At 51.8% G+C, this 26,520-nt stretch carries 26 protein-coding genes and 1 riboswitch; of the genes, 21 read left to right on the top strand and 5 right to left on the bottom strand.

Features of this window, described 5'->3' with window-relative positions:
* The first annotated feature begins 14 nt into the window (after positions 1–14).
* From cysT to M2277_RS25845, 4 genes are read left to right on the top strand one after another with little or no spacing between them, the layout of a single operon-like run.
* Entirely contained in the window at positions 15–830 is an 816-nt protein-coding gene (gene cysT / locus M2277_RS25860) for a sulfate ABC transporter permease subunit CysT (protein WP_006212322.1), read from the top strand.
* The gene (locus tag M2277_RS25855) at positions 827–1,624 is read left to right on the top strand and encodes a sulfate ABC transporter permease subunit (protein WP_006212321.1); all 798 of its coding nucleotides are present in this window, start codon (positions 827–829) and stop codon (positions 1,622–1,624) included. Before cysT ends, M2277_RS25855 begins: the two co-directional genes overlap by 4 nt.
* A 1-nt stretch (position 1,625) precedes the next feature.
* The gene (locus M2277_RS25850) at positions 1,626–2,690 is read left to right on the top strand and encodes a sulfate/molybdate ABC transporter ATP-binding protein (RefSeq protein ID WP_280755956.1); all 1,065 of its coding nucleotides are present in this window, start codon (positions 1,626–1,628) and stop codon (positions 2,688–2,690) included.
* Positions 2,691–2,720: 30 nt separating this feature from the next.
* Positions 2,721–3,779 carry a sulfate ABC transporter substrate-binding protein gene (locus M2277_RS25845; protein WP_036639792.1) on the top strand — a complete coding sequence of 353 codons (1,059 nt, stop codon included), beginning with the start codon at positions 2,721–2,723 and terminating at the stop codon, positions 3,777–3,779.
* Between the two features lie 181 nt (positions 3,780–3,960).
* Here M2277_RS25845 and M2277_RS25840 read toward each other — a convergent pair whose 3' ends face one another.
* A complete protein-coding gene (locus tag M2277_RS25840; RefSeq protein ID WP_006212319.1) occupies positions 3,961–4,578 on the bottom strand; it encodes a GNAT family N-acetyltransferase in 618 nt (205 codons plus the stop codon).
* Between the two features lie 186 nt (positions 4,579–4,764).
* Between M2277_RS25840 and M2277_RS25835 the strand changes: the two genes are divergently transcribed.
* The 5 genes from M2277_RS25835 to M2277_RS25815 all read left to right on the top strand — a co-directional run bounded on the left by M2277_RS25835 (position 4,765) and on the right by M2277_RS25815 (position 9,716).
* The gene (locus tag M2277_RS25835) at positions 4,765–6,045 is read left to right on the top strand and encodes a serpin family protein (RefSeq protein ID WP_280755955.1); all 1,281 of its coding nucleotides are present in this window, start codon (positions 4,765–4,767) and stop codon (positions 6,043–6,045) included.
* Positions 6,046–6,157: 112 nt separating this feature from the next.
* A complete protein-coding gene (locus tag M2277_RS25830; protein ID WP_006212317.1) occupies positions 6,158–7,186 on the top strand; it encodes a TIR domain-containing protein in 1,029 nt (342 codons plus the stop codon).
* Positions 7,183–7,416 (top strand): hypothetical protein, encoded by a 234-nt coding sequence (locus M2277_RS25825; RefSeq protein ID WP_006212316.1) that lies wholly within the window; start codon positions 7,183–7,185, stop codon positions 7,414–7,416. Before M2277_RS25830 ends, M2277_RS25825 begins: the two co-directional genes overlap by 4 nt.
* 399 nt (positions 7,417–7,815) lie before the next feature.
* Entirely contained in the window at positions 7,816–8,601 is a 786-nt protein-coding gene (locus M2277_RS25820) for an MBL fold metallo-hydrolase (RefSeq protein WP_173937160.1), read from the top strand.
* Between the two features lie 305 nt (positions 8,602–8,906).
* Positions 8,907–9,716 carry a TioE family transcriptional regulator gene (locus M2277_RS25815; RefSeq protein WP_280755954.1) on the top strand — a complete coding sequence of 270 codons (810 nt, stop codon included), beginning with the start codon at positions 8,907–8,909 and terminating at the stop codon, positions 9,714–9,716.
* Positions 9,717–9,804: 88 nt separating this feature from the next.
* Here M2277_RS25815 and M2277_RS25810 read toward each other — a convergent pair whose 3' ends face one another.
* Together M2277_RS25810 and M2277_RS25805 are read right to left on the bottom strand one after the other, a co-directional pair.
* The gene (locus tag M2277_RS25810; protein ID WP_006212313.1) at positions 9,805–10,611 is read right to left on the bottom strand and encodes a Cof-type HAD-IIB family hydrolase; all 807 of its coding nucleotides are present in this window, start codon (positions 10,609–10,611) and stop codon (positions 9,805–9,807) included.
* A gap of 36 nt (positions 10,612–10,647) precedes the next feature.
* Positions 10,648–11,550, bottom strand: a complete 903-nt coding sequence (locus tag M2277_RS25805) for a DMT family transporter (RefSeq protein WP_280755953.1) — start codon at positions 11,548–11,550, stop codon at positions 10,648–10,650.
* 284 nt (positions 11,551–11,834) lie between these two features.
* On the opposite strand from M2277_RS25805, the gene M2277_RS25800 reads away from it, so the two are divergent.
* Entirely contained in the window at positions 11,835–12,545 is a 711-nt protein-coding gene (locus tag M2277_RS25800) for a metal-dependent hydrolase (protein ID WP_006212311.1), read from the top strand.
* Between the two features lie 115 nt (positions 12,546–12,660).
* On the opposite strand, the gene lplA is transcribed toward M2277_RS25800, so the two are convergent.
* Positions 12,661–13,662, bottom strand: a complete 1,002-nt coding sequence (gene lplA, locus M2277_RS25795; RefSeq protein ID WP_036639785.1) for a lipoate--protein ligase — start codon at positions 13,660–13,662, stop codon at positions 12,661–12,663.
* 175 nt (positions 13,663–13,837) lie between these two features.
* Between lplA and cobD the strand changes: the two genes are divergently transcribed.
* The 11 genes from cobD to M2277_RS25740 all read left to right on the top strand — a co-directional run bounded on the left by cobD (position 13,838) and on the right by M2277_RS25740 (position 25,044).
* The gene (cobD, locus tag M2277_RS25790; protein WP_006212309.1) at positions 13,838–14,953 is read left to right on the top strand and encodes a threonine-phosphate decarboxylase CobD; all 1,116 of its coding nucleotides are present in this window, start codon (positions 13,838–13,840) and stop codon (positions 14,951–14,953) included.
* Positions 14,954–15,020: 67 nt separating this feature from the next.
* Positions 15,021–15,776 carry an adenosylcobinamide amidohydrolase gene (locus M2277_RS25785; protein ID WP_280755952.1) on the top strand — a complete coding sequence of 252 codons (756 nt, stop codon included), beginning with the start codon at positions 15,021–15,023 and terminating at the stop codon, positions 15,774–15,776.
* Positions 15,773–16,750: an adenosylcobinamide-phosphate synthase CbiB gene (gene cbiB / locus M2277_RS25780; protein WP_148246576.1), complete on the top strand. Its 978-nt coding sequence runs from the start codon at positions 15,773–15,775 to the stop codon at positions 16,748–16,750. Before M2277_RS25785 ends, cbiB begins: the two co-directional genes overlap by 4 nt.
* On the top strand, positions 16,741–17,475 hold the full coding sequence (locus M2277_RS25775) for a histidine phosphatase family protein (protein ID WP_280755951.1): 735 nt from the start codon (positions 16,741–16,743) through the stop codon (positions 17,473–17,475). The genes cbiB and M2277_RS25775 overlap by 10 nt, the downstream gene beginning before the upstream one ends.
* Positions 17,476–17,627: 152 nt before the next feature.
* Positions 17,628–17,832, top strand: a riboswitch (cobalamin riboswitch).
* Positions 17,833–18,081: 249 nt separating this feature from the next.
* Positions 18,082–19,089, top strand: a complete 1,008-nt coding sequence (locus tag M2277_RS25770; RefSeq protein ID WP_036639776.1) for an ABC transporter substrate-binding protein — start codon at positions 18,082–18,084, stop codon at positions 19,087–19,089.
* Positions 19,086–20,132 carry a FecCD family ABC transporter permease gene (locus M2277_RS25765; RefSeq protein WP_280755950.1) on the top strand — a complete coding sequence of 349 codons (1,047 nt, stop codon included), beginning with the start codon at positions 19,086–19,088 and terminating at the stop codon, positions 20,130–20,132. Before M2277_RS25770 ends, M2277_RS25765 begins: the two co-directional genes overlap by 4 nt.
* On the top strand, positions 20,129–20,914 hold the full coding sequence (locus M2277_RS25760; RefSeq protein ID WP_063480457.1) for an ABC transporter ATP-binding protein: 786 nt from the start codon (positions 20,129–20,131) through the stop codon (positions 20,912–20,914). Before M2277_RS25765 ends, M2277_RS25760 begins: the two co-directional genes overlap by 4 nt.
* A 67-nt stretch (positions 20,915–20,981) precedes the next feature.
* The gene (gene cobT / locus M2277_RS25755; protein WP_280755949.1) at positions 20,982–22,052 is read left to right on the top strand and encodes a nicotinate-nucleotide--dimethylbenzimidazole phosphoribosyltransferase; all 1,071 of its coding nucleotides are present in this window, start codon (positions 20,982–20,984) and stop codon (positions 22,050–22,052) included.
* Entirely contained in the window at positions 22,049–22,627 is a 579-nt protein-coding gene (gene cobU, locus M2277_RS25750; RefSeq protein ID WP_006212299.1) for a bifunctional adenosylcobinamide kinase/adenosylcobinamide-phosphate guanylyltransferase, read from the top strand. Before cobT ends, cobU begins: the two co-directional genes overlap by 4 nt.
* Positions 22,624–23,445: an adenosylcobinamide-GDP ribazoletransferase gene (gene cobS / locus M2277_RS25745; RefSeq protein WP_280755948.1), complete on the top strand. Its 822-nt coding sequence runs from the start codon at positions 22,624–22,626 to the stop codon at positions 23,443–23,445. The genes cobU and cobS overlap by 4 nt, the downstream gene beginning before the upstream one ends.
* Positions 23,446–23,649: 204 nt before the next feature.
* Entirely contained in the window at positions 23,650–25,044 is a 1,395-nt protein-coding gene (locus M2277_RS25740) for an L-cystine transporter (protein WP_006212297.1), read from the top strand.
* A 188-nt stretch (positions 25,045–25,232) separates the two neighbouring features.
* Here the strand turns inward: M2277_RS25740 and M2277_RS25735 are convergent, their stop codons facing one another.
* The gene (locus M2277_RS25735; RefSeq protein WP_280755947.1) at positions 25,233–26,321 is read right to left on the bottom strand and encodes a M24 family metallopeptidase; all 1,089 of its coding nucleotides are present in this window, start codon (positions 26,319–26,321) and stop codon (positions 25,233–25,235) included.
* Positions 26,322–26,520: the final 199 nt, after the last annotated feature.

The following is a 26,520-nucleotide window of genomic DNA, read 5'->3' as shown; positions in this document are numbered from 1 at the left end:
AGGAGGGATACGATATGACCACATGGATTCGTCATAAAGGTTGGACTTGGGGATTTCGAAGTACCGTGCTGCTTTATTTTCTTGCCTTGATCGTGCTGCCGATCTTTGGGGTGTACGTGCAGTCATTCTCTGCAGGATGGAGCCATTTTACAGAGAGCATATTGGATCCGATTGCCTGGAAGGCCGTGCTGCTTACAATCAAACTGGGCATAATCTCTACGTTCATCAACGTGCTTGTCGGAACGATGATTGCTTGGGTGCTCGTCAGGTATCGTTTTCCGGGAAGGACGCTGCTGAACAGTTTGGTGGATCTGCCCTTTGCGCTGCCGACGGCGGTAGGGGGACTGATGATATTGCTGCTGCTGGGACCGGGGAGTTTACTTGGCGGCCTGGCGGAGAAGTTTGGTTTCGAAATCGTGTTTCACCAGCCTGCTATCGTTATAGCCATGCTGTTTGTCACGTTTCCGTTCGTGGTCCGGGCGGTACAGCCGCTGCTGGAAGAGCTGGATCCGCTGGAGGAAGAGGCGGCTTATACGATGGGCGCTTCGAGGACGAGAGCTTTCTTCAAGGTCATTCTTCCCTCGATGCTGCCGGGTATCATCAGCGGGGGAATGCTCGCTTTCTCAAGAGCGCTGGCTGAATTTGGTGCCGTTGTGCTGGTTGCGGGCAATATTCCCGGAAGGACGCTGATTGCTTCGGTCTTTATTTTTGGCGAGGTTGAGAGCGACAACCCGGCTGGTGCAGCGGCGGTATCCGTTCTGCTCCTTACCCTCTCCTTCCTCATCCTCTGGGTGATTAATGCCGTACAGCAGAGGGGGAGACGAGCTTGAGACGATTGTGGATCGGACTAACGTATGCCGTATTTATCATTCTGCTAATCATCCCCTTATCCCGGATTGCAATCGGAGCGTTTGATAAAGGGCTGGATGGGTTTGCGGAGGGCCTGCTCAGACCTGAAGCCCTGCATGCTCTTATGATGACGGGTCTTATCGTTGTATTCGTTACGGTGTTAAATGCGCTGTTTGGCATCATGATGGCGTTGTATCTGGTTCGGGCGAATTGGCTTAGCCGGAAGATCAAAGGCATTCTGAACAGCATTGTCGATTTGCCGTACGCGGTTTCGCCGGTCATTGGCGGCCTGATGATTGTACTGCTGCTTGGACCGGACAGCATCATTGGCGGTTTTTTTGAAGGGATCGGGTTTAAGGTCGTATATGCGTTTCCAGGCATGGTGATTGCTACGCTCTTCGTCACGTTTCCGCTGATGGTCCGTGAGGTCATGCCCGTCCTGCAGGAGATCGGGAATGATCAGGAGCAAGCGGCAGCAACGCTGGGAGCTTATGGCTGGACAACGTTCCGAAAAGTAACATGGCCCTCCATTCGGTGGGCTGTGGTGTACGGTCTGGTGCTAACTGTCGCCCGCTCGCTGGGGGAATTCGGCGCCGTACTGGTGGTGTCCGGTAACATCATGAACAAGACGCAGACAGCAACGACGCTTGTGTATCAGGATGTAGAGAATTTTAATGTGGCTGCTGCCAATGGTGTCGCATTGGTGCTGGCTGCCTTCTCCGTTGGTCTCCTGCTGCTGATGGAATGGGCCAAAAAAAGAAAGGATGTGCATTGATATGCATGTGGAAGTTCGCGATCTGAACAAGCACTTCGGTACGTTTCATGCCGTAAAGAATGTCAGCTTTGAGATTGAGAAGGGACATCTGATTGGACTGCTGGGACCCAGCGGCGGTGGTAAAACGTCCATTCTGCGCATGCTGGCCGGGCTTGAGAATCCCGACTCCGGGCAAATTTCCTTTCATGGTCAGGTGGTCAATGATCTGCCGCCCCAAGAGCGTGGAATAGGCTTTGTATTTCAGAACTATGCCTTGTTTAAGCATATGACCGTATTTGACAACATCGCGTTTGGCTTGAAGGTGAAGAAGGCATCCAAGGCCGAAATTAAAGACAGGGTAACGGAATTGGTGGAGCTGACCGGGCTAAAAGGTTTCGAGAGCCGCTATCCGCACCAGTTATCAGGCGGTCAGCGCCAGCGTGTGGCCTTTGCCAGAGCGCTTGCACCGGAGCCGCAGCTGCTATTATTGGATGAACCGTTTGCCGCGATTGATGCAAAAATCCGTCAAGAGCTGCGTTCCTGGCTTCGCGAGCTGATCGAGCGGGTCGGCATTACGTCGATTTTTGTGACCCATGACCAGGATGAGGCGATTGAAGTAGCGGATGAGATTATGATTATTAATCAGGGGAGAGTTGAGCAGAAGGGTACGCCCTGGGATATTTATAAGGAACCGAAAACTCCGTTTGTCGCTTCATTCATTGGCGAATCTACGGTCATATCGAGTGCTGCCGAGCTGAAGGGATTTGAGGCAGCAGCTAATAAGAATGCAACGCGCGCACTTATTCGTCCGGAATATATCGAGATTGGGAGCGAGCATGACTTCAGCGTGCTGTCGGCAACCGAGACGGGCGTTGTCCGTCATCTGCATTTTCGCGGCAGTGAATGGCTGGTGGAGGTGGAGGTTAAAGGACATAAGCTGATCACCTACCGTTCCCTGGAGAAGGAGACGCTGCAGCCGGGCCAGGAGGTTCGTGTCCTCGTTCACCGGGCTTATCTTTTCAATGACGACCACAGCTGGATTGAGGAGAACCGTCTGAAGGTTGATCCGATGCCGATTATGATCTGATTGTTCAATACTCCGAAGGGAAGTGGATTCATGCGGATCTTGAATATAAAACGCACCTCATTCCTGCTGGCTGGCATGGCGCTTCTCTTCAGTCTTCTCGTAGCAGGATGCGCCAGTGACGATCCGGCTGGTGAAGAAGTGACATCACCGTCAGGTGAGAGAACGCTGGTGCTTGGTGCTTACAGCGTCGTTAGAGATGCCATGTCCGAGATCATTCCCGCTTTTCAGGCGGAATGGAAGGAACAGACGGGCGAAATCATTAACTTTCAGGAATCTTACGAAGCCTCCGGAACGCAGGCTCGTGCCATCACAGGCGGATTTGAAGCAGACGTTACGCTGCTCGCCATGGAAGGGGATGTAGACAAGCTGGTCAGGTCAGGGCTTGTGGACCCGGAATGGAAGTCTCAGCCTTACAGCGGAATGGTGACACGCTCCATTGTTGTTCTGGGCACCCGTGAGGGGAATCCAAAAGGGATACAGGATTTTGACGACCTGACGAGATCAGACGTGAAGGTGCTGTATCCGAATCCGAAAACCTCCGGCGGCGCACAGTGGGACATTAACGCAATCTATGGCGCAGGCTTGAAGCAATCGGAAGAGAACGGAAAGCGCGATCCTGCTCAAGCGAAGGCTTTTCTTGAAGCGGTGCACCGCAATGTGGAATCGCTGGATAAAAGCGGGCGCGCGTCCATGGCGGCGTTTGAATATGGGGTTGGGGATGTTATCGTTACGTATGAGAACGAGCTGCTTGCCCGAATCGCCCAAGGCGTCCAGTACGATATCGTTGTGCCGGAGCATACGATGCTGATTGAGAATCCCGCTGCAGTTGTGGAGCGATTCGCTGATAAGCACGGCAACCAGGATGTGGCGGCTGCCTTCGTGGATTACCTGCGTACTCCGGAGGCCCAGAACATATTCGTCAAATATGGCTTCCGCCCGGTTGAGGAGTCGGTGCTTGCACAGACCAAGCATCAGTTTGCTAACCCGCCGGGGTTATTCGACATTGAGTACCTGGGTGGATGGGATCAGGTACGAGAGACGCTTTATTCGAGGCGGGGCGTCTGGTATCAGGTGCTGGCGGGATTGTAATGCCAGTTGTCATGGAATTCATGGGATACGTTGAATAAACAGATCCGCCATAATCATGTTTGAGTTTGCAGCGCCTATGAACATACCTTTATAAAAAAAACGAGCTGTCCCGGGAGACCCTGGGACAGCTCGTTTCATTTGTATGCTGATCCAAGGTGCGGATAATCGTCTGGCTATGTCCCTATTCAGCATGTACTCCCGAAGTTTTTGTAGATGGGTCATTCGATGCGGTTACACAAGCTGCCTTTTGTGCTTCCCATTCCTCTCGCAAAATGCCCATACGAATGGAATCGTAGTAGACGCCTGCGTAATATCGGCACTTCCGCATGCGGCCTTCAAGCTGCATGCCAACCTTCTCTGCGCAGCGCATCATTCTCGGATTGCCGGACCACGTCGTAATACCGACCCGGGCAATGTTGAGATGCTGGAATAAACATTCAATCCACAGCGACAGTGCCTCCGTACCATATCCACCGCTCCAATGGCTCGGATCGTAGATCAGGATGCCTGCTTCCAGCCAGCGCGAGGCTTCATGCTCCCAATAGAAGGTGACAATGCCAATCGTTTGTCCATTAGCTTCAATGAGCAGATCACCCGGGAATTGATCTGTCTCGAAATCCGCGTTCCATTGGGTTTCAAAAATCTCGTAGGAAATCTTCTTTAATGGAAAGTAGGGAGCGTCGAATTTTTTCCATTCCGGATTTTCCGTGCCATAGATCAGATTATATAGAACCGGTGTATCATCGGGCTTTCTGGATCGGAGCGTAACTTTACTGCCTTCAAGACGAATTTTTTGCATATGTAGAAGCTCCTTTCGTTCTGGCTGTCTTGGTTAATGATGGAGGATCCCATCTCTTTATTGTATCGGTGATGAAGTGGATTGCAACTAAATTTGGATAAATGAACCTTTATATGAAACATTAGGTGTATGGGTCCCGTCAATAGCAGATAGACAAAGAATATAATATTGAAGGGTGACAAGGATATGCGAAAAAGGCAGGTATTAATAGGTCTATGCTTGCTTCTCGGGCTTACGGCTTGCACTCAGGATGGTGGGTTACAGCAAGGGGAACCCCAAGGGAGCGCGCCACAGCAGCCCAAAGCGAAGGAATTGTCGGTCAATGAACGCAAAGAGGTATTAGGCAAGGTAGATACCGGCATGATGAACGCGCAAAATGCTTTTGGTTTACGATTGCACCAGGCGTTATCGGATAATCCTGAGTATACGAGTGATAATCTAATTATCTCTCCATACAGCATTACGCAAGCCTTGGCACTTGCCTATAATGGCACAGCCGGTGATACAGCAGCCGAGATGTCTGACATGCTTGGCTGGAAGGGCATGAAGACGGCTGATATCAACGAAGGGAACCGCCAGCTGCGGTCATTGCTGGAGAACGGGGGCGGCGTCGAGCTGAACGTGGCCAACTCCGTCTGGCACCGGCCAGGCCTCAAGTTGAAGGAAGCCTATTTGAAAGCCGTAAAGGACGGTTATGGTGCGGAGGTTGTGGAGACGGATCTGAAAAGCGGTGATGCGCTGAAGGCGATAAACAAGTGGGTATATGATAAAACCGGCGGTATGATTCCTGCCATCTATGAGGATCCACCAGGCGGTGTTGCGGTCTTGATCAATGCTATTTATTTTAACGGTGGATGGATGGATGAATTTGACCCTGCGCATACGGTGGATGAAGCATTCACGCTTGCTGACGGCAGCACTCGAAAAGTTCCGGTGATGAAGCGGGAAGGACAGTATAGTTACAAAGAAGGAGAGTCCTGGCAGGCTGTTCGCATTCCTTACGGAGACGGCCGTATGCATATGCTGGTCATCCTTCCGAAGGTGTCCTCCTCCATGGATGAGCTGCATCAGCTGCTGTGGAAGGATACGTCCGTCTGGAAGGACGATTACTCGTTTGAGACCGTTCGACTTGACCTGCCCAAATTCAAGCTGGAACAGAGCTTCGAACTTCCGGATGCACTAAGAGGACTGGGAATGGTCAAGGCATTTGATGCAGGCGAAGCTGATTTTAGCAATATGGCTGAAGAAGGTGATGGATTTTGGATCGATCATGTCCAGCACAAAATCATTGTGGATGTAAGTGAAAAAGGGACAAAGGCCGCAGCGGTTACGGCGGTGGGAATAACGGAAAGTGCCGAGCCGCCTGCCCAGCCGGTCGTGATGAAGATCAACCGCCCTTTTTTCTTTGCCATTGAAGATCGGGACACAGGCACATGGTTATTTATGGGGTCTGTTTTGCGACCTTAGCATATAATGTACCAACATGCGCCTGCCATTATTTTCACCCAAATATAGGCAACTTTGTTATAATGGTCGAATAAGACTAAAATGTATAACAAAGGGAGAATAGGATGTGCCTATGACCATACCGAAGCCGAATTTATTCATAGGTTCTTCCAGAGAGGCCATCAAGTATGCAAGGGCGATCCACGAACAGATCAAGCGATCCGCGCAAGTGACACCTTGGTACGGCGGTACGTTCGGGGCGAATATGTATACGATGGAAGCTTTGGAGAAGCAGCTTGCGTCCAGTGATTTTGGTGTGTTCGTCTTTTCTCCGGATGATGTGGCACTCATTCGAGGCAAACATGTATTTGTGACCCGTGACAACACGTTGTTCGAGATGGGACTGTACTGGGGAAGGCTTGGGCGACGAAGGGTGTACTGCATCATTCCGGATCAGGTGGAGCCAGACAGCATGTCTGTTCAGGATGTTATTGTTAAGGATTATCATCTTCTTTCCGACCTCCAGGGTATTACGCTGCTTGAGTATGAATTGCGAAGCGATGACGATTACAAATCAGCCGTTGACGTTGCATGCGGACATATTCTAAATGCCATAGAAACCGAAGGATTCTACAACAACCCGAGCACCGTGATTGAGCAGAAGGATGCAGAGCTTCGGCGCAAGCAAAGCGTGCTGCATTTTTTCTGGGAATATAATCGAAATGTGCATGTGATCGATGAAGCTGAAAAATATCATGCACTGAGTGAAGCCGTCCGAAACTCCTTACTCCCGCCGGCTGCAGGGGACTTTAGGGTGACCGGTGCCGCTTTTTGGGGACGCAGAGATGAAGGCATTGCCCAAATTGGGGGTAATGTAGGTAGAGGAAGGTATTTCCCGTTCGACGGGAAAGAGGAACGCTCGCCAAGTAACCAGTCTATTTACGTGATTGATGTCTATAATAGTGGAAAATGGGCATTTTATCACGAAGAGGAAGTTGCGCAGGTGTATGTGTTCTGCTATCCTTTAGGAGTAAATCATGTATTGTCCGTTCATTTCACGGGACATGAGATTCTTTCGGATGAAGATCTCGCGGAGGTTGTCGAACAGAATCGTGAGCTGCTTCGTACCATCAGGCATTTAGTTGGAGGGGATTCGTCGTGAGCAGGAATGAGAAGAAGAGAACGTCAGGTCATCCGCAGGGGTCCACCAATGGCAGCTGGGTGGTTCGGGGACCGGTACCGATGATGAGTACGCTGAAATCAAGGAAGCGCTCGGTAAGGCGCCAGAGCAAGAACAGTGTATATGTGGGTCCTTCTGTGGAAGGTGTAGATAAGAAATACGTCAAGGTCATCAGCGGAGCTGTTGACGATAATAAGCCCTCATTTGCTTAATGAATTGCTATTCTTAGCGACATTATAGGATTGGGAATGACAAGTGACCGCTCGGATATGATCCGGGCGGTCTTTGTTTTTTCTCCTTGCACTTATACAATAAGGGGACCGGGTTTCTTAACAAGATGCCTCTAGCTTGTTTAAGGAATCTAACGAGGAATCAGGCTGTAAAATGCAGGTCGAGGAGAATCCTAATGCGGGTCCTACTGCTAGAATCGGACTGGTTCCCTAGCGCTTGTTCAATCATGCTGATTTCAATCGAACTGGTTCGTCCTGCTGCTTCAGCATGCGTAGTTAATCTAATATGCTGCTTATCGTGATGAACCAGTGCCAGCCAGTCATACTGAAGAATGACCAGGTTTGATACCGATATGGGATTTCAATAAAAGAAAGTGGGGAATGCGTGTGAGCGGGGATACGTTAACTTTTTTGGGAACCGGGGATGCAATGGGCGTTCCACGGGTATATTGCGACTGCGAGGTATGCACGGAAGCACGGAATACGGGTGTGAATCGGCGTCTTCGCTCCTCGGTGATGGTGGAGTGTGGCGAAGCGTCTTTTATGATTGATTGCGGTCCGGACTGGCGCTTTATGATGGAAAGGCTCGGCAAGCGGAAGATGAGGGATATGCTGATTACCCACGCTCACTTTGATCACATCGGCGGTCTGCCGGAATGGAGCGATGCCTGCAGATGGCTGGGGGAGAAAGGTCGGTTATATGCTCCTGCCGACGTGCTTGAACAGATTGTGCGGCAGTATCCATGGCTTCCGCGGCAGATGGAGATGACAGCTGTGGATGACGGCATCACATTGGGCGGTTGGGAGATTTCCTGCTGGAAGGTGAATCATGGCAAGAACGGTTACTCCTACGCATACCGGCTCCAGAAAGGCGAGTATACATGGGTGTACAATTCGGATTCGATTAATCTGAGCCCGGCGGAAAAGGAGCCTTTAAAAGGCCTTGACCTGCTTGTCCTCGGGACAAGTTTTGTTCATGAAACCGCGATATTCGAGTCGCGCTCCGTTTATGATATGAAGGAAGCGGCACAGCTGCTGTCCGAGGTGAACCCGCGCCAAACGATATATACGCATATGTCGCATGATGTGGATGTCCGAAAAGAGCTGCCTCTGCCTGAAAGGGTAAGCGTGGCGATGACGGGGATGACTGTAGACTTGAGTAAATGAAAAAATGCTGATGATGACTCCGGGATGGAGTAAAATATATTCTTTGCTCTTTGGAGACTCTTGAGTTATGTGTACGTTCATCATGATCATCCTCCCGTTGTGTTCGAATAGAATCAATTCATCTCTGTACCCACCAATATACAACATTGATGCAAGTGAGAAGATGTTAAGCACCAAACCCAAGCGATCCCGAGGAGTTCAATTCATAACCTTTCCGAGGTACTTCAACCTTTTAATTAAAGGTTTGCCAATGGCTTGCGATTCTGGTAAAGTAGGCTCTCAATCCCAATCGAGGAGGGAACGCCATGCATTACCTCAAGCCAAAAGATATTGCGAAGGAGCTGCAAATCAGTACCAGTGCTTTACGGCATTATGAATCTTGGGGAGTGGTGCCCTCTCCTGAACGTAGCGAGAACGGATATCGTTTATATACGCAGACTCATCTGGCCTACTTTCGGTGTCTGCGTGCCATGTTCCCCGGTTTCGGTTTTGCGGTGACTTATGAGGTGCTTCGCCACATCCAGAAACAAGAGATGGATGAAGCCTTCTGGCTTGCAAACGGGGAGCAGGTCAGGCTGCAGCAGGAGAAGAATATTGCCGATGAAACGCTTGCTCTGCTTGAGAATCCCGACCTTAATCTCATCCAGGAGAAAAAGCTCAAAGCCCACATGACGATCGGCGAAGTTGCCGAACTGACCAATGTGGAATCGTCTGCCATACGGCATTGGGAGAGAGAAGGGCTGTTAACCCCGGATCGAAATCCCGAGAATGGCTACCGGCTCTATACTCCATCGCATGTCCGGCAGATTTTGCTGATTCGTTCGCTTCGGAGAACCGTGTACTATCTGGAGCGAATTAAAGAAATTATCCAAGCCGTAGAACATCAGAGTATCGATCAGGCCAGGAAATTGGTGCGTGAAGCGCTGTCCATCATTCATCAGCGGAATCGCCAGCAATTCAACGGTATTCATAAGTTGATGGAGCTGTGTATCGAGGTGGGGCTGCTGAAATACAACGAAGCATCACTCCTGAAGCCGATTCTTACATTTGATACGGACCGAAATGATACAGCGGAACGTCTGCAAGCTTGCTATGCTCCAAGCGAATGTAATTGACCGCGTACAAAGGACTAAATATGAACAAGTACAAGCCCCCATGGATCACCATGGAGGCTTGTTACCGTTTGTTTATTTTTTTCGTATGTTAACCGTTATTCAGCACGAATTTATCAATGACATGTTTCACGCCGTCCTCGTTGTTGCCAAGCGTAACGTAATCCGCAATCGCCTTAAGCGGCTCGATGGCATTGCCCATCGCGACGCCAAGTCCGGCTGCTTCCAGCATTTCGTGATCATTCCAGGAATCGCCGACAGCGATGGTTTCCTTCAGATCACAGCCAAAATGATCGGCAAGGAAGGTGAGGGCGTGTCCTTTGGTTCCTTCCTTATGCATGAACTCCAGAAAGTGCGGCTTGGATTTGGTAATATGCATTTCATCGCCAAGCAGCTCGCGGAACACAGGAATCAGCTCATCCAGATAGTCAGGATCGTCGATGATGAGCATTTTTGGAGTTGGCTTCTGAACCATGGTCATAAAATCAGGCTCAATATAATATGGCGTACGATTCAGGGCACAGTAATCGATAAGCTTCTGATTCTCTTCACGGGCATAGAGCTTGTCATCAATGTAGGTTTGCAGATGAAGATTGTGTTCCACACAGTATTCAAACAGCTTCACGGCAGCATCAATGGGAACGAAGCGTTCGTAGAGAACCTTCTCATCGAGCAGATTTTTAATCAAGGCACCTTGGTAGGTGATAATGGGAACGTTGAGTCCGGTCTGACGGGCAATGGCCTGGGCTGACGCATAGGCACGTCCGGTAGCCAGTGTCACAACGACACCGTGGGCGACCGCTTGCTCCAGCGCCTGCTGGACACCGGGGGTTACTTCCTTATCGTCATTGATCAGGGTATCGTCAATGTCGATGGCCATCAATTTGTAAGTTGTCATGGTTATCTCTCCTTTGAATCTATCTCTGTCTTATCTCTATTGTACCTTCTGTGGCGCAGACTTCAATTCCGCAATCATCATTCCTGCCAAAATACATAAACAACCGATGCCTCCGATGATTGTAAGCCGCTCCCCGGCAAACAGGATTCCGGTTAGCGCAGCGAATACGGGCTCAGTTGCGTAGATGATGGCTACACGGGAAGGCGTTGTATATTTTTGACAGACGGTTTGAATCCAGAAGGCGAAGGCGCTGGTGGGTCCGATGGATACAGCCAGTGCCCACAGGACGTTCGGCTGGGTCAACTTCTCCACGAGGTCGGACGTATTCCCGACATGTTCAGTCACCACGGAAGCGATCAAGCTGCATATTCCGACAACAGCCATCTGAAGCGCAGCCAGGAGCAAAGAAGGATAACGCCCGGCATAAATGCCCGTGTAGCCGATATGAAGCGCAAAACCAATGGCACATACCAGCACCAGCAAGTCCCCTTGATTCAGACGTATTCCCGATCCGGTGAAGGTCAGCAGATACAGGCCTGCTGCCGCAAGCAAGGCGCTGATCCAAGTGAATTTGGAGATGGCATGCTTTAATAAGGCGTAGGATATGAAGGGTACCAGCACAACGGACAAACCTGTGATAAATCCTGTATTGGATGTGGTCGTGTACAGCAGGCCGGCGGTTTGAAACGCATAGCCTATAAATAAAAAAAGACCCAGCAGACAAGCATGAACAAGCATTTTTCCGGAAATTCGCTTCCACTGGCTCCGATAAAACACCGTAATGATGAATGCCAGAAGCAAGGCCGCTCCCAGAAAACGGACAGAATTAAAAGCCATCGGCGGGAGCACGCGTACCGCATGCTGGACGATGAGAAAGGTAGATCCCCACATCATAGCCACCACGAGCAGGCTGAGATCGGCGATTCGTGCGCGTTTCACTTATGTAGTCATCCTTTCCGAAAATGAGAAACTCCAACTCCTGATGAGAGTCCGTACAGTTGTCCCCGGCAGAAATCCGGGGCAAGTGATCAAATTGTATCCCATATCAGATGATAGGACAACCATTTTTAACCCTAGCAAAAGTGGAAGGGCTAGACAAAAAGAGGATGATTTTGCTATACTTATGAACCGAACGTATATTCTCATGACCCTGGGCTTATCGGACGAAAGACCGGCATCTATCCCATAGTCAACACAGAGCTTTAGAAAGGAAGATTGTCATCATGATGGGGAGAGCTCATTTGATTATTAGCACAGGGGTTACTTTATCCGTAATGGGCATGAGCGGGGTGCCTGTCACATTGCCTGCTGCGGCTGTGGCCCTGGTTAGCGCTCTGCTTCCCGACATTGACGAACCCAACTCCCTGCTGGTCCGCAAAGCCATTCCTTCAGGCATGCTGAGGATACTTCAGCTCGCCATGATTGGCGCCGCTATATTCGTTGCATTCTATGGCAAGGAGTATGCGCCATGGAACATCGCCCTGGCCGGACTGATCGGGGTCGTGTCATACCTGCCAAGCCGGACGCTGCGTCATATCGTGATGTTTCTGATCGGTCTTGGACTGATATCCTTCGGGCAAAGCTTCAGCCCATGGAACACGATTGCAGGCAGCGTGCTGATTGCAGGTTCATTGGTGACCCATCGAGGGTTAACCCATACCGTCTATGCTGCCGTTGGATGGACAGGTCTGCTCTATTTTGCATCGCAGGGCAAGATCGGCGGGGAAAGTCTATGGTTTGCCGGAGGTCTGTCCTATTCCATTCATTTGCTTGCAGATGCCTTGACCAACCGCGGCATCCGGCCGCTGCCGCCGTTCAAATGGAGAATTAAATTTAAAATTATGAGCACGGGAAGCAAGTGGGGGCGTACAGTAGAGAATGTATGCATACTGTTGACGCTTATCCTGGTGTGGTATGTGTTTATGGCCTCGTGATGAATAGCTGTTATCGACGAAAAAAGCCTCGCACCCTTCTGTGTTTTTTACCACATGGGGTGGGAGGCTTATTTAAATTTGGGCCGGAATCCAGTAACAGGATGCCTCAGACCTTCTATTCCTCAAGAAAGATGAGGCTGATCAGATCATCAAACTCCAGGTTGCCAAAATAGTGTTTGACGTTGATGTCTGACAGTGCGGTGCGAACGGCATGCTCTTCGTAACGTTTGCCGCGGAGCAGGTTTTCGATGTCAGCGACATCGCCTACACCGAAGAAGTCGCCGTAAATTTTAATCTCTCCAATATGTCCTTCACGGATATCCATGCGGATATCGATAATGCCCACCGGGAATTTCTTGGCATGCTTCACGTTGCTCTCAGGGGACAGTCCGTAGTTCCAATCCCAGTTCCGATAACGCTCCTTCGAGATTTGGTTGATGATTTCCCAGTCCTTCTCCTGAAGCACATACTGCGGCACTTGGTCAGGCTCCATGCCAAAAATCGAGCGGAGCAGTTCAGCGCGGAACTGTTCAATGGTCATGTCGGTGCCGAGCAGCTCCTTGATGTTTGCAACGCGGCTGCGGACGGACTTGGTGCTCTTGGATTTGAATTTTTCCGGATTGGCATTCAGCGATGCCTGTACGTCATCCAGGTTCAGATCAAACATGAGTGTGCCGTGGCTGAACATGCGTCCCCGCGTCGAGAACTGGGCGTTCCCTGAAATTTTCTTCTCGCCGACCTGGAGGTCATTTCGGCCGCTGAGCTCAGCGGGCACGCCCATCTTTTGCAGGAAGTCGATGACCGGCTGGGTGAACTTCAGGAAGTTGTGGAAGGACTGCCCGTCATCCTTTGTAATAAAGCTGAAATTCAGGTTTCCGAGATCATGGTATACTGCGCCGCCGCCGGACAGCCGGCGTACAATCTGAATGTTGTTGTCACGAACGTATTCCTGGTTGATCTCTTCAATCGTATTCTGATGCTTTCCGATGATGATGGAAGGCTTATTAATATAAAAGAGAAGGTAGCTCTCGTCCATCGACAAGTGCTTCAAGACATATTCTTCAATCGCTAGGTTAATGGATGGATCATGGATCCCCTGATTATCGATAAATAGCATAGTATCCTCCGTCGTCACAATTCAAAATGTGGTGCCACAAAGACTATTGTAAACCAATTTTAAGGCAGAGACAAAGCATTCCATGTTGACGAGTCAAGGAATGTAGCGACATAATGGTGGCATTACATAACGGCAGGGCTTGCAAGCGCTGTGGAATGGAACTGGAGGAGCCCGTATGAGTGATAAAAGACAACCCTTGATCGAGGTATACGGACATGGCGGGGATGTGGAGACAGCTGCTTCGACGTTTGGACAGCCGATTTCGGCTTTTCTGGATTACAGCGCCAACATTAACCCGCTTGGACCGCCTCAAGGGGTCATAACAGCATTGCAAGAAGGACTGGGCGCAGTTATTCGTTACCCGGATCCCGGGCATCGCAGCTTCAAGGGAATGCTCGCTGAGGAATTGCGCACCGATGCCCAGCGAATTCTTGTCGGCAATGGGGCGGCAGAATGCATGGCATTGCTGCTGATGGGCCTTCAGCCGCGAACGGTTGGAGTGGTCGATCCCTGTTTTTCCGAATATCGGGAGCTGTCTGTCAAGTTCGGATCGGATATCCGATCCGTTTGCGGTCGCCCGGAACGGGACTGGCGTGCGGACAAGGCGGATATTGTGGCGCTGCTTGCCCGCACGGATTTAGTATTCTTGGGGCAGCCCAACAATCCGAACGGGGTTCAATACAGCCTCGAGGATATCCGCGATATGGCGTCTGCTGCAGAGCAAGAAGGGACTTGGCTGGTGCTGGATGAGGCCTTTATTGATTTCATTCCGCTGGAAGACAGGCAGACCTTGATGCCAGAGCTCCATCAATATCCTCGGACGGTAATCGTAAGATCGATGACCAAGTTCTATGCGATTCCGGGTCTGCGGCTCGGGTATACTGCTGCGCATCCCGATGTCATACAGGCGATGGCTGGCAAGCAGGTCACATGGAGTGTCAATGGGCTGGCATTGCTTGCAGGAGAAGTGTGTTTAGGGAGCGGAAGGGATTATGAACAGAATACGCTGCAGCTGATTCACGAAGAGCGTGTCAAGCTGATGCAGGGACTGCAAGCGCTGGGGCTCGATGTTACGCCAGGGGAAGCCAATTTTCTGCTGATGGAGCTTCCGCAGCATATGGACGCAGAAAGTTTTCAACGGGAAATGGGCAGACGCGGCGTGCTTGTCCGCAGCTGCGCCATGTACCCGGGTCTGGGTGAGCGCCATATCCGGCTAGCCGTTAAAGATGCCCAGTCCAACGACAGGATGCTTGCCATGGCGGCGGAGGTTCTTTTGAAATCTTCTGGATGACGTGCCTTAGGGATTGTCAGAACGGCAGTTACATGGGCAGCGCACTTGGTGGGGAGTTAACAAGATCATGGAGCAGGGAGAGAGAAACGTGGCCGTACCTTTTCTAACAAGCAAGAGTCACCTTTACCGTTCGGAAGCGTGGCCGGGAACGACAGTGTTCCTGGAAGCGGAGCAGGATTACCCGCATATTCGGATATCGCTGCCGGATCAGGCCGTTTCCTTAAGTAGTGCCATATATGGCGGCGGATTTGGGCGTGTGGATCATCTGGTGAACCGCTATGTGAACAGGCATTACGATTGCAGTGATCCCGTAAACGATATGTTTAGCTTTATCGAGGAACACGGGTATCCGGCTGGCTCTACGGCGGGATTGATGACAGCGGTAAAACTGAAATATGCATCCATATGGGAAGAGCGTGGGGAACAAGCCTCCATTCTATGCTGCGCCACCGCTGGTGTGGGCAATGCTGCGCGTGCAGGATCAAGCCGTACGACCTTTGCCGCTTATCAGCCGGGCACGATTAATATCATGCTGTTGATCGACGGGATGATGACGCCTGCTTGTATGGTGAATGCCGTCCTGACGGCAACGGAAGCAAAGGCCGCAGCACTTCATGATCTGGGCGTGAAGGATCATGAAACGGGAGCCATCGCGACCGGAACGACAACCGATGCCATCGTCTTGGGGGTTAGCGGAAATCCCGCTTACGGCGTGAATCATCATTATGCCGGAACTGCAACCGATATGGGCGGTATGATTGGCCAACTCGTTTACCGCAGTGTTACGGAGAGTATTGTCTCTGAGAGAGCGGACCGGATATGACAGCCATATGGGTCATCTGGGCAGCCGTGCTGCTGGACTTACTGATCGGGGATCCGAGATGGCTGCCCCATCCTGTCATCGGCATGGGGAAGGTCATTCGCCGGGTGGAAGGATGGATACGCCATCGTGCGACTACGGCTCAAGGCCTGAAGCGTGCGGGCATTCTGCTGCCGGTGATTGTGGCCGGCGGCTCCTTTGTGCTGACTTGGCTTCTGCTGCTGTTGTGTGCGGCGATTCATCCTTGGCTTGCCTGGGGAGCGGAGATCGTGCTCATAGCCACTACGATTGCTGTAAAAGGGCTGCGTGATGCCGGACTGGAAGTATACAGCCATCTTAATTCCGGGAATCTCGCCAAAGCGAGATACTCCCTTAGCATGGTGGTCGGCAGAGACACCGACCATCTGGATGAGCCGGAGGTTGTACGCGGAACGGTGGAGACGGTGGCGGAAAATATCGTGGATGCGGTGATCGCCCCGCTGTTGTTTGCCCTGATCGGCGGAGCGCCGCTTGCAATGGCCTACCGTGCGGTGAATACACTCGATTCCATGGTCGGTTATAAAAACGAGAAATACGAGTCCCTAGGCTGGGCTTCCGCCCGTTTGGACGATATCGCCAATTGGATACCAGCGCGCCTGACCGCAGGCCTGTTAACCGTGGTGGCTGCGATGTTCTCATTGCAGTGGAAGCAAGCGATTGCGATGGTCAAAAGAGATGCGCGGAAGCATCCAAGCCCGAACAGCGGCTTCCCGGAATCCGCGGTTGCCGGTGCCTTGGGCATTCGCCTGGGAGGCGAGAATTCCTATCAAGGCGTGATCTCGTTCCGGGCTTACATGGGCGATCCCGAACGTGCGCTTCATGCAGAGCATATTCGGGTGACAACCCGGCTTCTGCTGGGCGTATCCATTCTGTTCACGGTACTCGGCACAGCGGTGCTGGGGCTGATTACAGCAGCCGGAGGTGCGTTATGGCTGTAAGCCTGAACCTGTATCTTGTTCGTCATGGCCGTACGCAGTGGAATGAGGAACGCCGTTACCTGGGTCACGAGGATCAGGGGGCTCTGATGGAAGGGTTGGAACAGCTGCTTCCGCTGCGGGAGGAGTTTCGCTCCAGGCATTTTGCCAAGGTCTATTGCAGTGATCTCCTTCGTTGTAGACAAACACTGAACTGCATCCTGCCGGATTTACATATGCCCGGCATTACAAATGAGGTCGAGCTTGGCAGCGTTATTCCCGGTGTCTGTTATGACAGGAAGCTGCGGGAGCTTGATTTTGGCGATTGGGAAGGGAAAACCTACGAGGATTTGAAGGAAAATGCGGCTTATCGGCGCTGGATCGACAACCCGGGAACGGTTACGCCGCCGAGCGGGGAGAGTTGGCCATCTTTTTGTTCCCGAATTGAGGTTTTTCTGGCCGAAATGTATCAGGATATGAAGGGGTTATTGTCGATGCAGGAAGGCCCCGCTATTCTCTTGGAGTCAGAGTCAGAGTCAGAATCAGCGGGCCACGATACCGAGACTCAGCCGGGGGTGCTCGATATGGACGTGCTTGTAGTCACCCACGGGGGCGTCATCCGGCAGATTGCAGCGGCAACCCTCCCGGATACAGAATTCTGGGCTACGTCGGTATCGCCGGGCGAGGTGCTCCAGCTGCAGCTGGCCTGGGACGGAGCACGCTGGCGAGGCGTAAGGGTAAACGAATAAATGAAATCGTACGATTTTGGTGCGGAATGAACGATAACGGGAAAAACCAATATCGTTAAACCCTTGAAACGAGCGAAACTTCCAGTTGTAAGGCGATGGTTTATCGCCTATAATCTTGTGCAGAGAAACCATGCTTGGCCTATCATAAATAAATTCATATTGTTTGCGAGGGTCCCGGACAGAAGAGGTTATTCATGTCTTCTGCCGGGTTAATAGGGAAGCCGGTGCAAGTCCGGCACGGTCCCGCCACTGTGAAGCAGGGACTTCTCCACATGCCACTGAGCGTCAGCGCTTGGGAAGGCGGGGAAGTCGTTACAGCCTGTAAGTCAGGAGACCTGCCCTTAGCGAATGAATGACGGTCCTTCGAGGAGAGGATTACGTTTTGCAGTCCCGTGCGGACGGCAGTTTAAGGCGCTATCTGTGAACGGTTATCCAGGTGTCCTTATGTTAAAACGTAATCCCTGAGTCCTTATTTACGAGGAATCAGGGATTTTTGCTTCTTTGGAGTATGACGATTGACGTTTTTCTTCCTGCTCAGGGGATCGGTTGAAGGAATTTAGACGTACAGCGCCAGGTTCTCAATTATGTTTAGGGGGATTTGAAGAGATGAAAGCAATAAACAAAACATGGTCCGTACTTCTAGTAGCCATACTGATGGCTCTGGCCTTGATCGGCTGTGGCGGGGAAGAAGCGGCACCGAAAGAAACCACGCCGCAAGCTGCACAGGAGCAAGGGCAGACTAACGAAGCGCCAGCCGACTCCGGTGAGGAGCTTAAGACCACGTATCCATTAACGGTTAAGGATTCAACCGGGGTTGAAATGACGTTTGATAAAGCGCCGGCTAAGATTGCATCCTTGACTCCGTCCGAGACGGAAAAGCTGTTTGCTCTGGGTCTGGATGAGGAAATCGTAGGCGTATCGGATAATGACGATTATCCGGAAGCTGCGAAATCCAAGCCCAAATTGGGCGGATTCCAAGTGAATGAAGAGGCTATTATTGCAGCTGATGCCGATGTGGTGTTTGCCGCTTCGATGAATGCACAGAATGCCGAGAAACTGCGTGAGCTTGGCGTAACCCTGTTTGTCAATGATCCGAAAACCATCGATGCCGTGATGGAGAACATTGAGCTGATCGGACAAATTACCGATCGTCAAGCTGATGCCAAAGCGGTCGTAGATCAGATGAAGCAGGAACTGGCATCCGTTACGGAAGCTGTGAAATCCGTGAAGGATGAAGACAAGAAGAAGGTGTACGTCGAGTTCTCCCCGGGATGGACTGTAGGCAAAGGCGAATTTATGGATGAGATCATCACTGCAGCCGGTGGTGTTAATGCAGCTGGCGATACGGAAGGCTGGTTCGAAATCAGCGAAGAAAAGATTATCGCTGCGAACCCGGATGTTATTCTGTACACGGACGATGTGGTTGATGAAGCGACCAAAAAAACACTGGATCAACTCATTAAAGAGCGCGGAGGCTGGGATCAGATCGAAGCCATCAAGAACGATCAGGTCATTGCCGTAGATGCCAACCTGCTGAGCCGTCCGGGTCCCCGCGTTACGCAAGGACTGATTGAAGTGGCGAAGGCTGTTTACCCGGAACTGATGAATCCATGAGTAAAAAACTTGCAGGATTCGGTGCGGCCGGCGTTATCCTATTGCTGCTAACCTTGGTTGTCAGTCTCGGAATCGGATCCGTTCACCTGCCTGTGAGAGAGATTGGGGCGATGCTCCTGCACCGGCTGCCGGGGATCGGCGATTCCATCCTCCCGAGCTGGGAAGCTTCATCCGAACAAATTCTGATGAAGGTGAGGTTACCGCGGATTTTGCTGGGGATGCTTGTTGGAGCTTCCCTGGCGGTAGCCGGGGCTGCCTTTCAGGGCGTATTGCGTAATCCGCTGGCGGATCCGTTCACGCTCGGTGTATCCTCGGGTGCTGCGCTTGGCGCAGCATCCCTGATTTTTTTCGGGATGGAATACTCCTTTGCCGGAGGTTACACCCTGCCGCTTGTAGCATTTCTGACCGGAGCAGGCACATTGTGGGTTGTTCTGCTGTTGGCAAGGGATCAAGGAAAGCTGCCGATTCACGGACTGATCCTGTCCGGGGTGGTCATGCAGTCGTTTCTGGGCGCCGTGGTTTCGTTTCTGACGGTGATGTCCAAAGATACGGTAAACCAAATCCTGTACTGGACGATGGGGAGCCTGAGCATGCGCGGATGGTCGTATACGGCCATCCTTTTCCCGTATTTTATCGTGGGATTCGCGTATTTATGGAGCCGGTCGCGGGCGCTTAATATTTTGTCGCTTGGGGAACGGCAGGCCGCTCATATGGGATTGAATGTGGATCGCCTGAAGACAAGCGTACTGATCGTAGCTACCCTGCTTGCCGCCGCTGCCGTATCGGTCTCCGGCGTCATTGGCTTCGTGGGGCTTGTGGTTCCGCATATGATACGCCTTATCACAGGCTCCGATTACCGTATCATTGTCCCTTTGTCGGCTCTGGGCGGTGCGATTTTTATGGTCTGGTGCGATACGGCTGCACGTTCCGTGCTGGCTCCAACGGAAATACCGCTCGGGGTGGTCACTGCATTCATAGGCGCTCCTTTCTTTGCGTACCTGCTGTACCGGAACAAAAAACGGCGTAGGGAGGGGTTAGCATGATTAGAGCCCAGGGTCTTGGCAAGGCATATGGCCAGGTGCCGATACTTGCAGGTGTAGATCTGCACATAACGGAAGGTGAATGGTGGGGAATCATCGGTCCGAATGGAAGCGGCAAATCCACCCTGATGCAGCTGTTATCCGGTGTGGAGAGTCCTACGGCAGGGAGCGTCTCGCTCCGGGGCAGGGAGCTTTCGAGTTATAACAGAAAAGCGCTGGCACGAATCGTAGCCGTCCTTCAGCAGGAAGGTCTCGATCCGACGGATTTTACCGTGCGGGAAGTGCTGGAAATGGGACGCTTCCCGTTTCTGAATTGGCTTGGTCGAGAGGATAAAGATGCGACCCCGCTCATTGATGCCATTATTCGGAAGCTGGATCTTGGCGGTTTCGAGGAACGTCGGCTTACCGAGTTAAGCGGGGGTCAGCGTCAACGAGTTGCCCTTGGCAAGGTGATGGTCCAGGAGCCGTCCTTGCTGATGTTGGATGAACCGACAACCTATCTGGATATTCGCTATCAGCTTCAATTCATGGATATGGTGGCAGAATGGCGGAACTCATCCGGCATTACGGTGATCAGCGTACTGCATGATCTGAACCTGGCGGCTCAATTTTGCGATAAGCTGCTGGTTCTGGATCAGGGAAAGGTCGCAGGGGTCGGGAAGCCGGAGGAAGTGCTGACAGCAGAATATATTCGCCAAATATTCAGGGTAGAGCCCTCCATTGTCACCCATCCCGAGAACGGAGCTCCACAGGTGCTGTTAACGGCGAACAGCACATGGTCCTGACAGCTCTTGCTCCGGCTTCTGCTGGCGATGTAAGATTTAGGTGCAAGAAAGAAGGAGGAAGTTTGAATTGAGTAAATCCTTGACGGATCATTTGAACGATATACCGGCTAACATCAAACCTCTGAATGCCGAAGTACAGGCCGCGACCGCAGCCTATTTGGACACCTTGACGAAACCTCCGGGGAGCCTTGGCAAGCTCGAGTCGCTTGCAATTCAATTAGCCGGGATCACAGGCAACATCAAGCCGTCGTTTACAAAAAAATCTGTCGTTGTCATGGCCGGGGACCATGGAGTGTGTGAGGAAGGCATCAGCGCATTTCCGGCAGAGGTGACGCCTCAGATGGTCATGAACTTCCTGAATGGAGGCGCAGCTGTTAACGTGCTGGCGCGCCAGGCGGGAGCCGGCGTTCATTGTGTTGACATCGGCGTTGGGACAGAGCTGAACCATGAGAAACTCCTCTCCAGGAACATTGGCAGAGGAACCGCCAATATGGCTAAAGGACCGGCCATGACCAGAGAGGAAGCGCTGCAATCCATCATGACCGGAGCAGAGATAGCGGCAGAGCTGGCTTCCCAGGGGACGCAGATGTTCGTGACCGGTGAGATGGGCATTGGGAACACAACGCCAAGCGCCGCGATCTTCTCGGTTCTGTCAGGCAAACAACCCTCTGAGGTTGTGGGACGAGGAACTGGCGTAACCGATGAGCGGCTGATACATAAGATTAACGTTGTGGAGCAGGCTATACAAGTCAATCAACCGCATGCGCATGATCCTCTGGATGTGCTCTCCAAAGTCGGGGGTTATGAAATCGGCGGATTGACGGGGCTGATCCTCGGTGCAGCTGCACATGGATGCCCTGTTATCATCGACGGTTTTATTTCCAGTGCGGCGGCTTTGATTGCAAAATCGATTTGTCCGGAAGCCCTCGCTTATATGATTGCCTCTCATGCTTCGCATGAGCAGGCGCATGTTCTTCTGCTCGAAGAACTGGGACTCCACCCGATGCTGCAAATGGACATGCGTCTTGGAGAAGGAACCGGCGGCGTGCTGTGCCTGCATCTGGTGGAAGCGGCTTGCAGGATCATGCAGGAGATGGCGACGTTTGAAAGCGCCGGAATCAGCGGGGGATCGGTATGAGCCAACAAGGAAGCGTGCTGGTCACGGGAGGGGCAAGAAGCGGGAAGAGTTCATTCGCGGAGAAGCTGTGCATGAAGCGGGCTGAATCCGGAATGTATGTGGCGACTGCGCAGGCTTATGACGATGAGATGCAAGCACGCATCCGCATCCATCAAGACCGGCGGCATGATTCCGCTTATGGGTGGCAGACGGTGGAGGAGCCAATTGCCTTGCCAGAGCTGCTGGACACGCTTGGCGAAACGGTTTCAGATGCTCCGGCCGTAGTGGTGGACTGCCTTACGCTGTGGCTTACGAATGTACTGCTCCAGGCTGAGCCTGAAGGAACAGCCGTGATGGAAGAGCGTCTGGGCCTTTCGATCGGCAGGCTGGCAAGAGCGGTTCAGGTCTATCCGGGCCTGGTCATTTTGGTGACAAACGAAGTGGGGTCGGGCATTGTGCCCGAATATCCGCTGGGCAGGATATACCGCGACTGGGCCGGGATTATGAATCAGAGGCTGGCCCGGGTCTGTGACGAAGTATTTCTGGTGACTGCGGGAATTCCGGTGGAAATCAAGAGCAAGGAGTACCTCATATGAGCAAGATGATACAGGCGGCTGCGGCCGCTTTTCAATTTTTATCGAGGCTTCCAATTCGGCGCGAGATTCCCTTTACGCCAGAGGTTCAGCAGCGGAGCGTTGTTTTTTATCCATGGGTAGGCGCTGTTATCGGTCTGATTGTGGTCGGTTTGGGAATCGGCTTGAGCTTTGTGCTGCCTTCATTTCCTGCTGCTGTCATCCTGCTGATCGTATGGGTAGTGCTGACGGGCGGGCTTCATCTGGACGGCTGGATGGATAGTGCGGACGCCCTGCTTAGTCATCGGTCACGCGAACGGATGCTGGAGATTATGAAGGACAGCCGCGTAGGTGCGATGGGGGTCATGGCGTGTATGCTGCTTCTCCTGCTGAAGGCTGCCTTGATTATGTCCGTATGGGATTTATCGGAGGGGGCCTGGAAGCAGGAAGCTTGGCTGCTGGTGCTTGCTCCGGTCTGGAGCCGATGGTTCATGGTTCATGCCATGTATCGCTGGCCGATGGCGCGGGGGAGTGAGGGGCTTGCGGCCTTGTTTCACGGACTGACCGCTGGAAGAAGAAGGCTGGCGGGCTCCATGGCTGCGTTGTTAACAGTTGTCATCATAGGTCTCCAATGGGTCATGGCAGATACCGCTGATTATTGGCTGCTGGGCATCGGGGGATTCTTTTTCATACCGTTCATTTCATGGGCAATCGGAACGGTAACGGCGGAAAGGATGAGCCAAAGACTTGGCGGACTGACGGGAGATACTTACGGGGCGCTGAATGAACTGATCGAAGCGGTTGTGTTAATATTTGTGGTTCTGCTCTTGAAACTTACATGATAAGATAGAAGAGGCATAGCAGTGGTAATCCGATCAACATAATCAACATCAGCTGAAAAACAACGATTTCGATAGGAAATCTACGGGAATGGGTAATGTTATGTTTAGAGTGGGCCGTGAGATGGAAATGAATACATACTAGCGCACTTATGACATGAGGATGATACAACATATCCTTATACAAGAATGGGAGGAATGATTAGGATGGAAACGCTTTGGGTTATCATCAATGTCCTTGTTCTGATTCTGCTGGTCGGCATTTTGTACTGGATGCAGAAAAAGCATTACTCGTTTACCAAACGAGTGTTTGCAGGACTTGGCTTGGGTGTGTTGTTCGGAGTGGCACTGCAGCTCATCTACACTTCGACTTCCGATGTGGTGGTGAAATCCACCGACTGGTTTAATCTGATTGGATACGGGTATGTTCGGCTGCTGCAAATGATGGTTATTCCGCTTATCATGGTATCGATCATATCGGCTATCATGAAGCTAAAGGGAGGCCGGAATGTTGGCAAAATGAGCGGCCTCATCATCACGGTGCTCCTGCTAACGACGGCGGTTGCTGCAGCAGTTGGTATTACAACCGCTCTGGCATTTGATTTGTCTGCCGTGAATATTCAAGGCGGTGCTGCCGAAGAGCAGCAAGGCGCACTTCTGCAAGAGCGGCTCGGAGATGTTGAGGGCCGGACTCTGCCCCAGCAGATCCTTGATTTCATTCCGAGCAATCCGTTTGCCGACATGACCGGAGCGCGAAGAACCTCGACGATTGCGGTCGTCATTTTCTCCGCATTCATCGGGATAGCGGTTCTCGGTTTGGACAGGAAAAACAAGGAGCAGGCGGAAACCTTCCGCAATATGATCTCGGCAGTCTATGGCGTCGTCATGCGTATCGTGACCCTTGTGCTTCGTCTGACGCCTTACGGGATTCTTGCATTGATGGCCAAAACGATTGCCACAACGGATCTGCAGGTCATCATGAATCTGATCGATTTCGTGCTGGCTTCTTATGTGGCATTGATTGTTATGTTCATTATCCATCTGGTGTTGCTTGCGATATTCGGGTTCAATCCGCTCAAATATGTGAAGAAGGTGTTCCCTACCCTGACCTTCGCCTTTACGTCACGCTCCAGCGCGGCTACCATCCCGCTGAACGTACAGACGCAGAACAAAAAGCTAGGTGTTTCCGAAGGCATTGCGAACCTGTCGGCATCGTTTGGTGCCACGATTGGGCAGAACGGCTGCGCAGGCATTTATCCTGCCATGCTGGCCGTTATGATCGCGCCGACAGCCGGTGTGGACCCAACCTCCTGGTCGTTTATCCTTACCTTGATCGTGGTTGTTATGATCAGTTCCTTCGGCGTGGCGGGTGTTGGAGGCGGAGCAACCTTCGCTTCACTCATCGTGCTGTCGACGATGAACCTCCCGGTAGCCCTGGCGGGTCTGTTAATATCCGTAGAGCCGCTCATTGATATGGGCCGTACAGCGCTGAATGTGAATGATTCCATGACAGCCGGCGTGATTACAGGGAAAGTCATGAATGAAGTGGATAAAGACGTGTTTAATGATGACAACATTGAACTGGACTTGGTTCAGGGATAAGCGAAATAAGCGAATTGAATGGAGGGCCATCTTGACGGCGAATGTTGTGCCGGCAGGATGGCTTTTTCGCCTCGGGTGCGTACAAGGATAACATGGATCAGAGACAGCAAATAGGCCGTTGTAAACAGAGAAAGCCCGAATACCGTTGCATAACGGCATTCGGGCTTACTGCTATGATGAAAACAACGTTAACCGATGATGGTCAGCTCTTTCGGGAAAGAGGTTAGCACTTCTACGCCATTCTCGGTTACGATGACATCATCCTCAATCCGTACGCCGCCTACTCCTTGCAGGTAAACGCCAGGCTCGATTGTAAATACTGCACCGGGCCGCAAGAGTTCTTGGTTCATGCCGTGGATCGATGGATATTCGTGAACATCCATGCCAAGCCCGTGTCCTAAACGGTGTACAAAAGCATGGCCGTATCCTGCATCGTCAATCACCTTACGAGCCGCCTGGTCAATCGAACCATAGGTTACGCCTGGCTTGACGGCTTTAATACCGGCCAGGTTCGCAGCGAGGACCGTCTCATAGACGTGTACGGCTTCAGGCTTCGGTTCGCCTACGGCAAAGGTACGGGTAATATCCGACGCATAACCTCCGGCATATACGCCCAGATCAAACATGAGCAGATCCCCGGCTTGAATACGGCGTGTTCCGGGGACCCCATGCGGCAGCGCTGTGTTGGGACCTGATAGTACCATCGTGGCGAAGGAGGGGGCATCCGCGCCCAGCTTCTTCATCAAGTATTCCAGCTCTGCTACAAGCTCAATCTCGCTGACGCCGATTTTTACCTGGGCCAGTCCTTGAGTAAGAACCTCTTCAACCAGCCGGACTGCATGCTTGATGATCTTCACCTCATCTGCGGACTTCCGGATTCGCAGTTCCCGGAGAACAACACCGACATCATCGATGCGGTCAGCGTTCACATGCTGCTGGAGCTGCTCATAACGGGAGACGGTAAGCTGTTCCTTCTCCACGGCCCATGTCCCCGCTGCCCCTTGAATTTGCCGTTTAAGCAAAAGATACGGGTTCTCGGTATCCTGATGAGTGACAATATTCTTAACCGTTGAAGCAGCCCCGGCCGCATTGGCATCCAGAGCCGGCACGATAAGCACCGGCTCATTCACAGTGGAGAGGAGCAGGCCGAGAAAGCGTTCATGAGGATCGCTCGCAAAGCCGGTCAAATAATAGACATGCTTGGGGTCTGTCACCAGCAGATGATCCCAGCCGTGTGTATTCATGGATTGCTGCAAACTTTGCAGTCGTTCGTTCATTTGCATTCATTCCTTTCTTATTCGAAAAACGGTCGTTATGCCTTTAATGTTAGGGTATCGTGTTCCTTAGTGTAAGTAAAGTTTTCCTTGGGCAATACATTCGTGAATAATCTCCCCCTAAGAAAATAGAAGCGTTTTTCCGCTGCCTCTTGTACAATAGATCTCATATGGAGCAAGGCATCTTACACTCATTATGAGA

This window comes from Paenibacillus sp. LBL, assembly GCF_029893715.1.
Classification (GTDB): Bacteria; Bacillota; Bacilli; order Paenibacillales; family Paenibacillaceae; genus Paenibacillus_AQ; species Paenibacillus_AQ glucanolyticus.
Note: the sequence above shows the minus strand (reverse complement) of the source record. Positions and strands in the feature narration are given on the sequence as shown.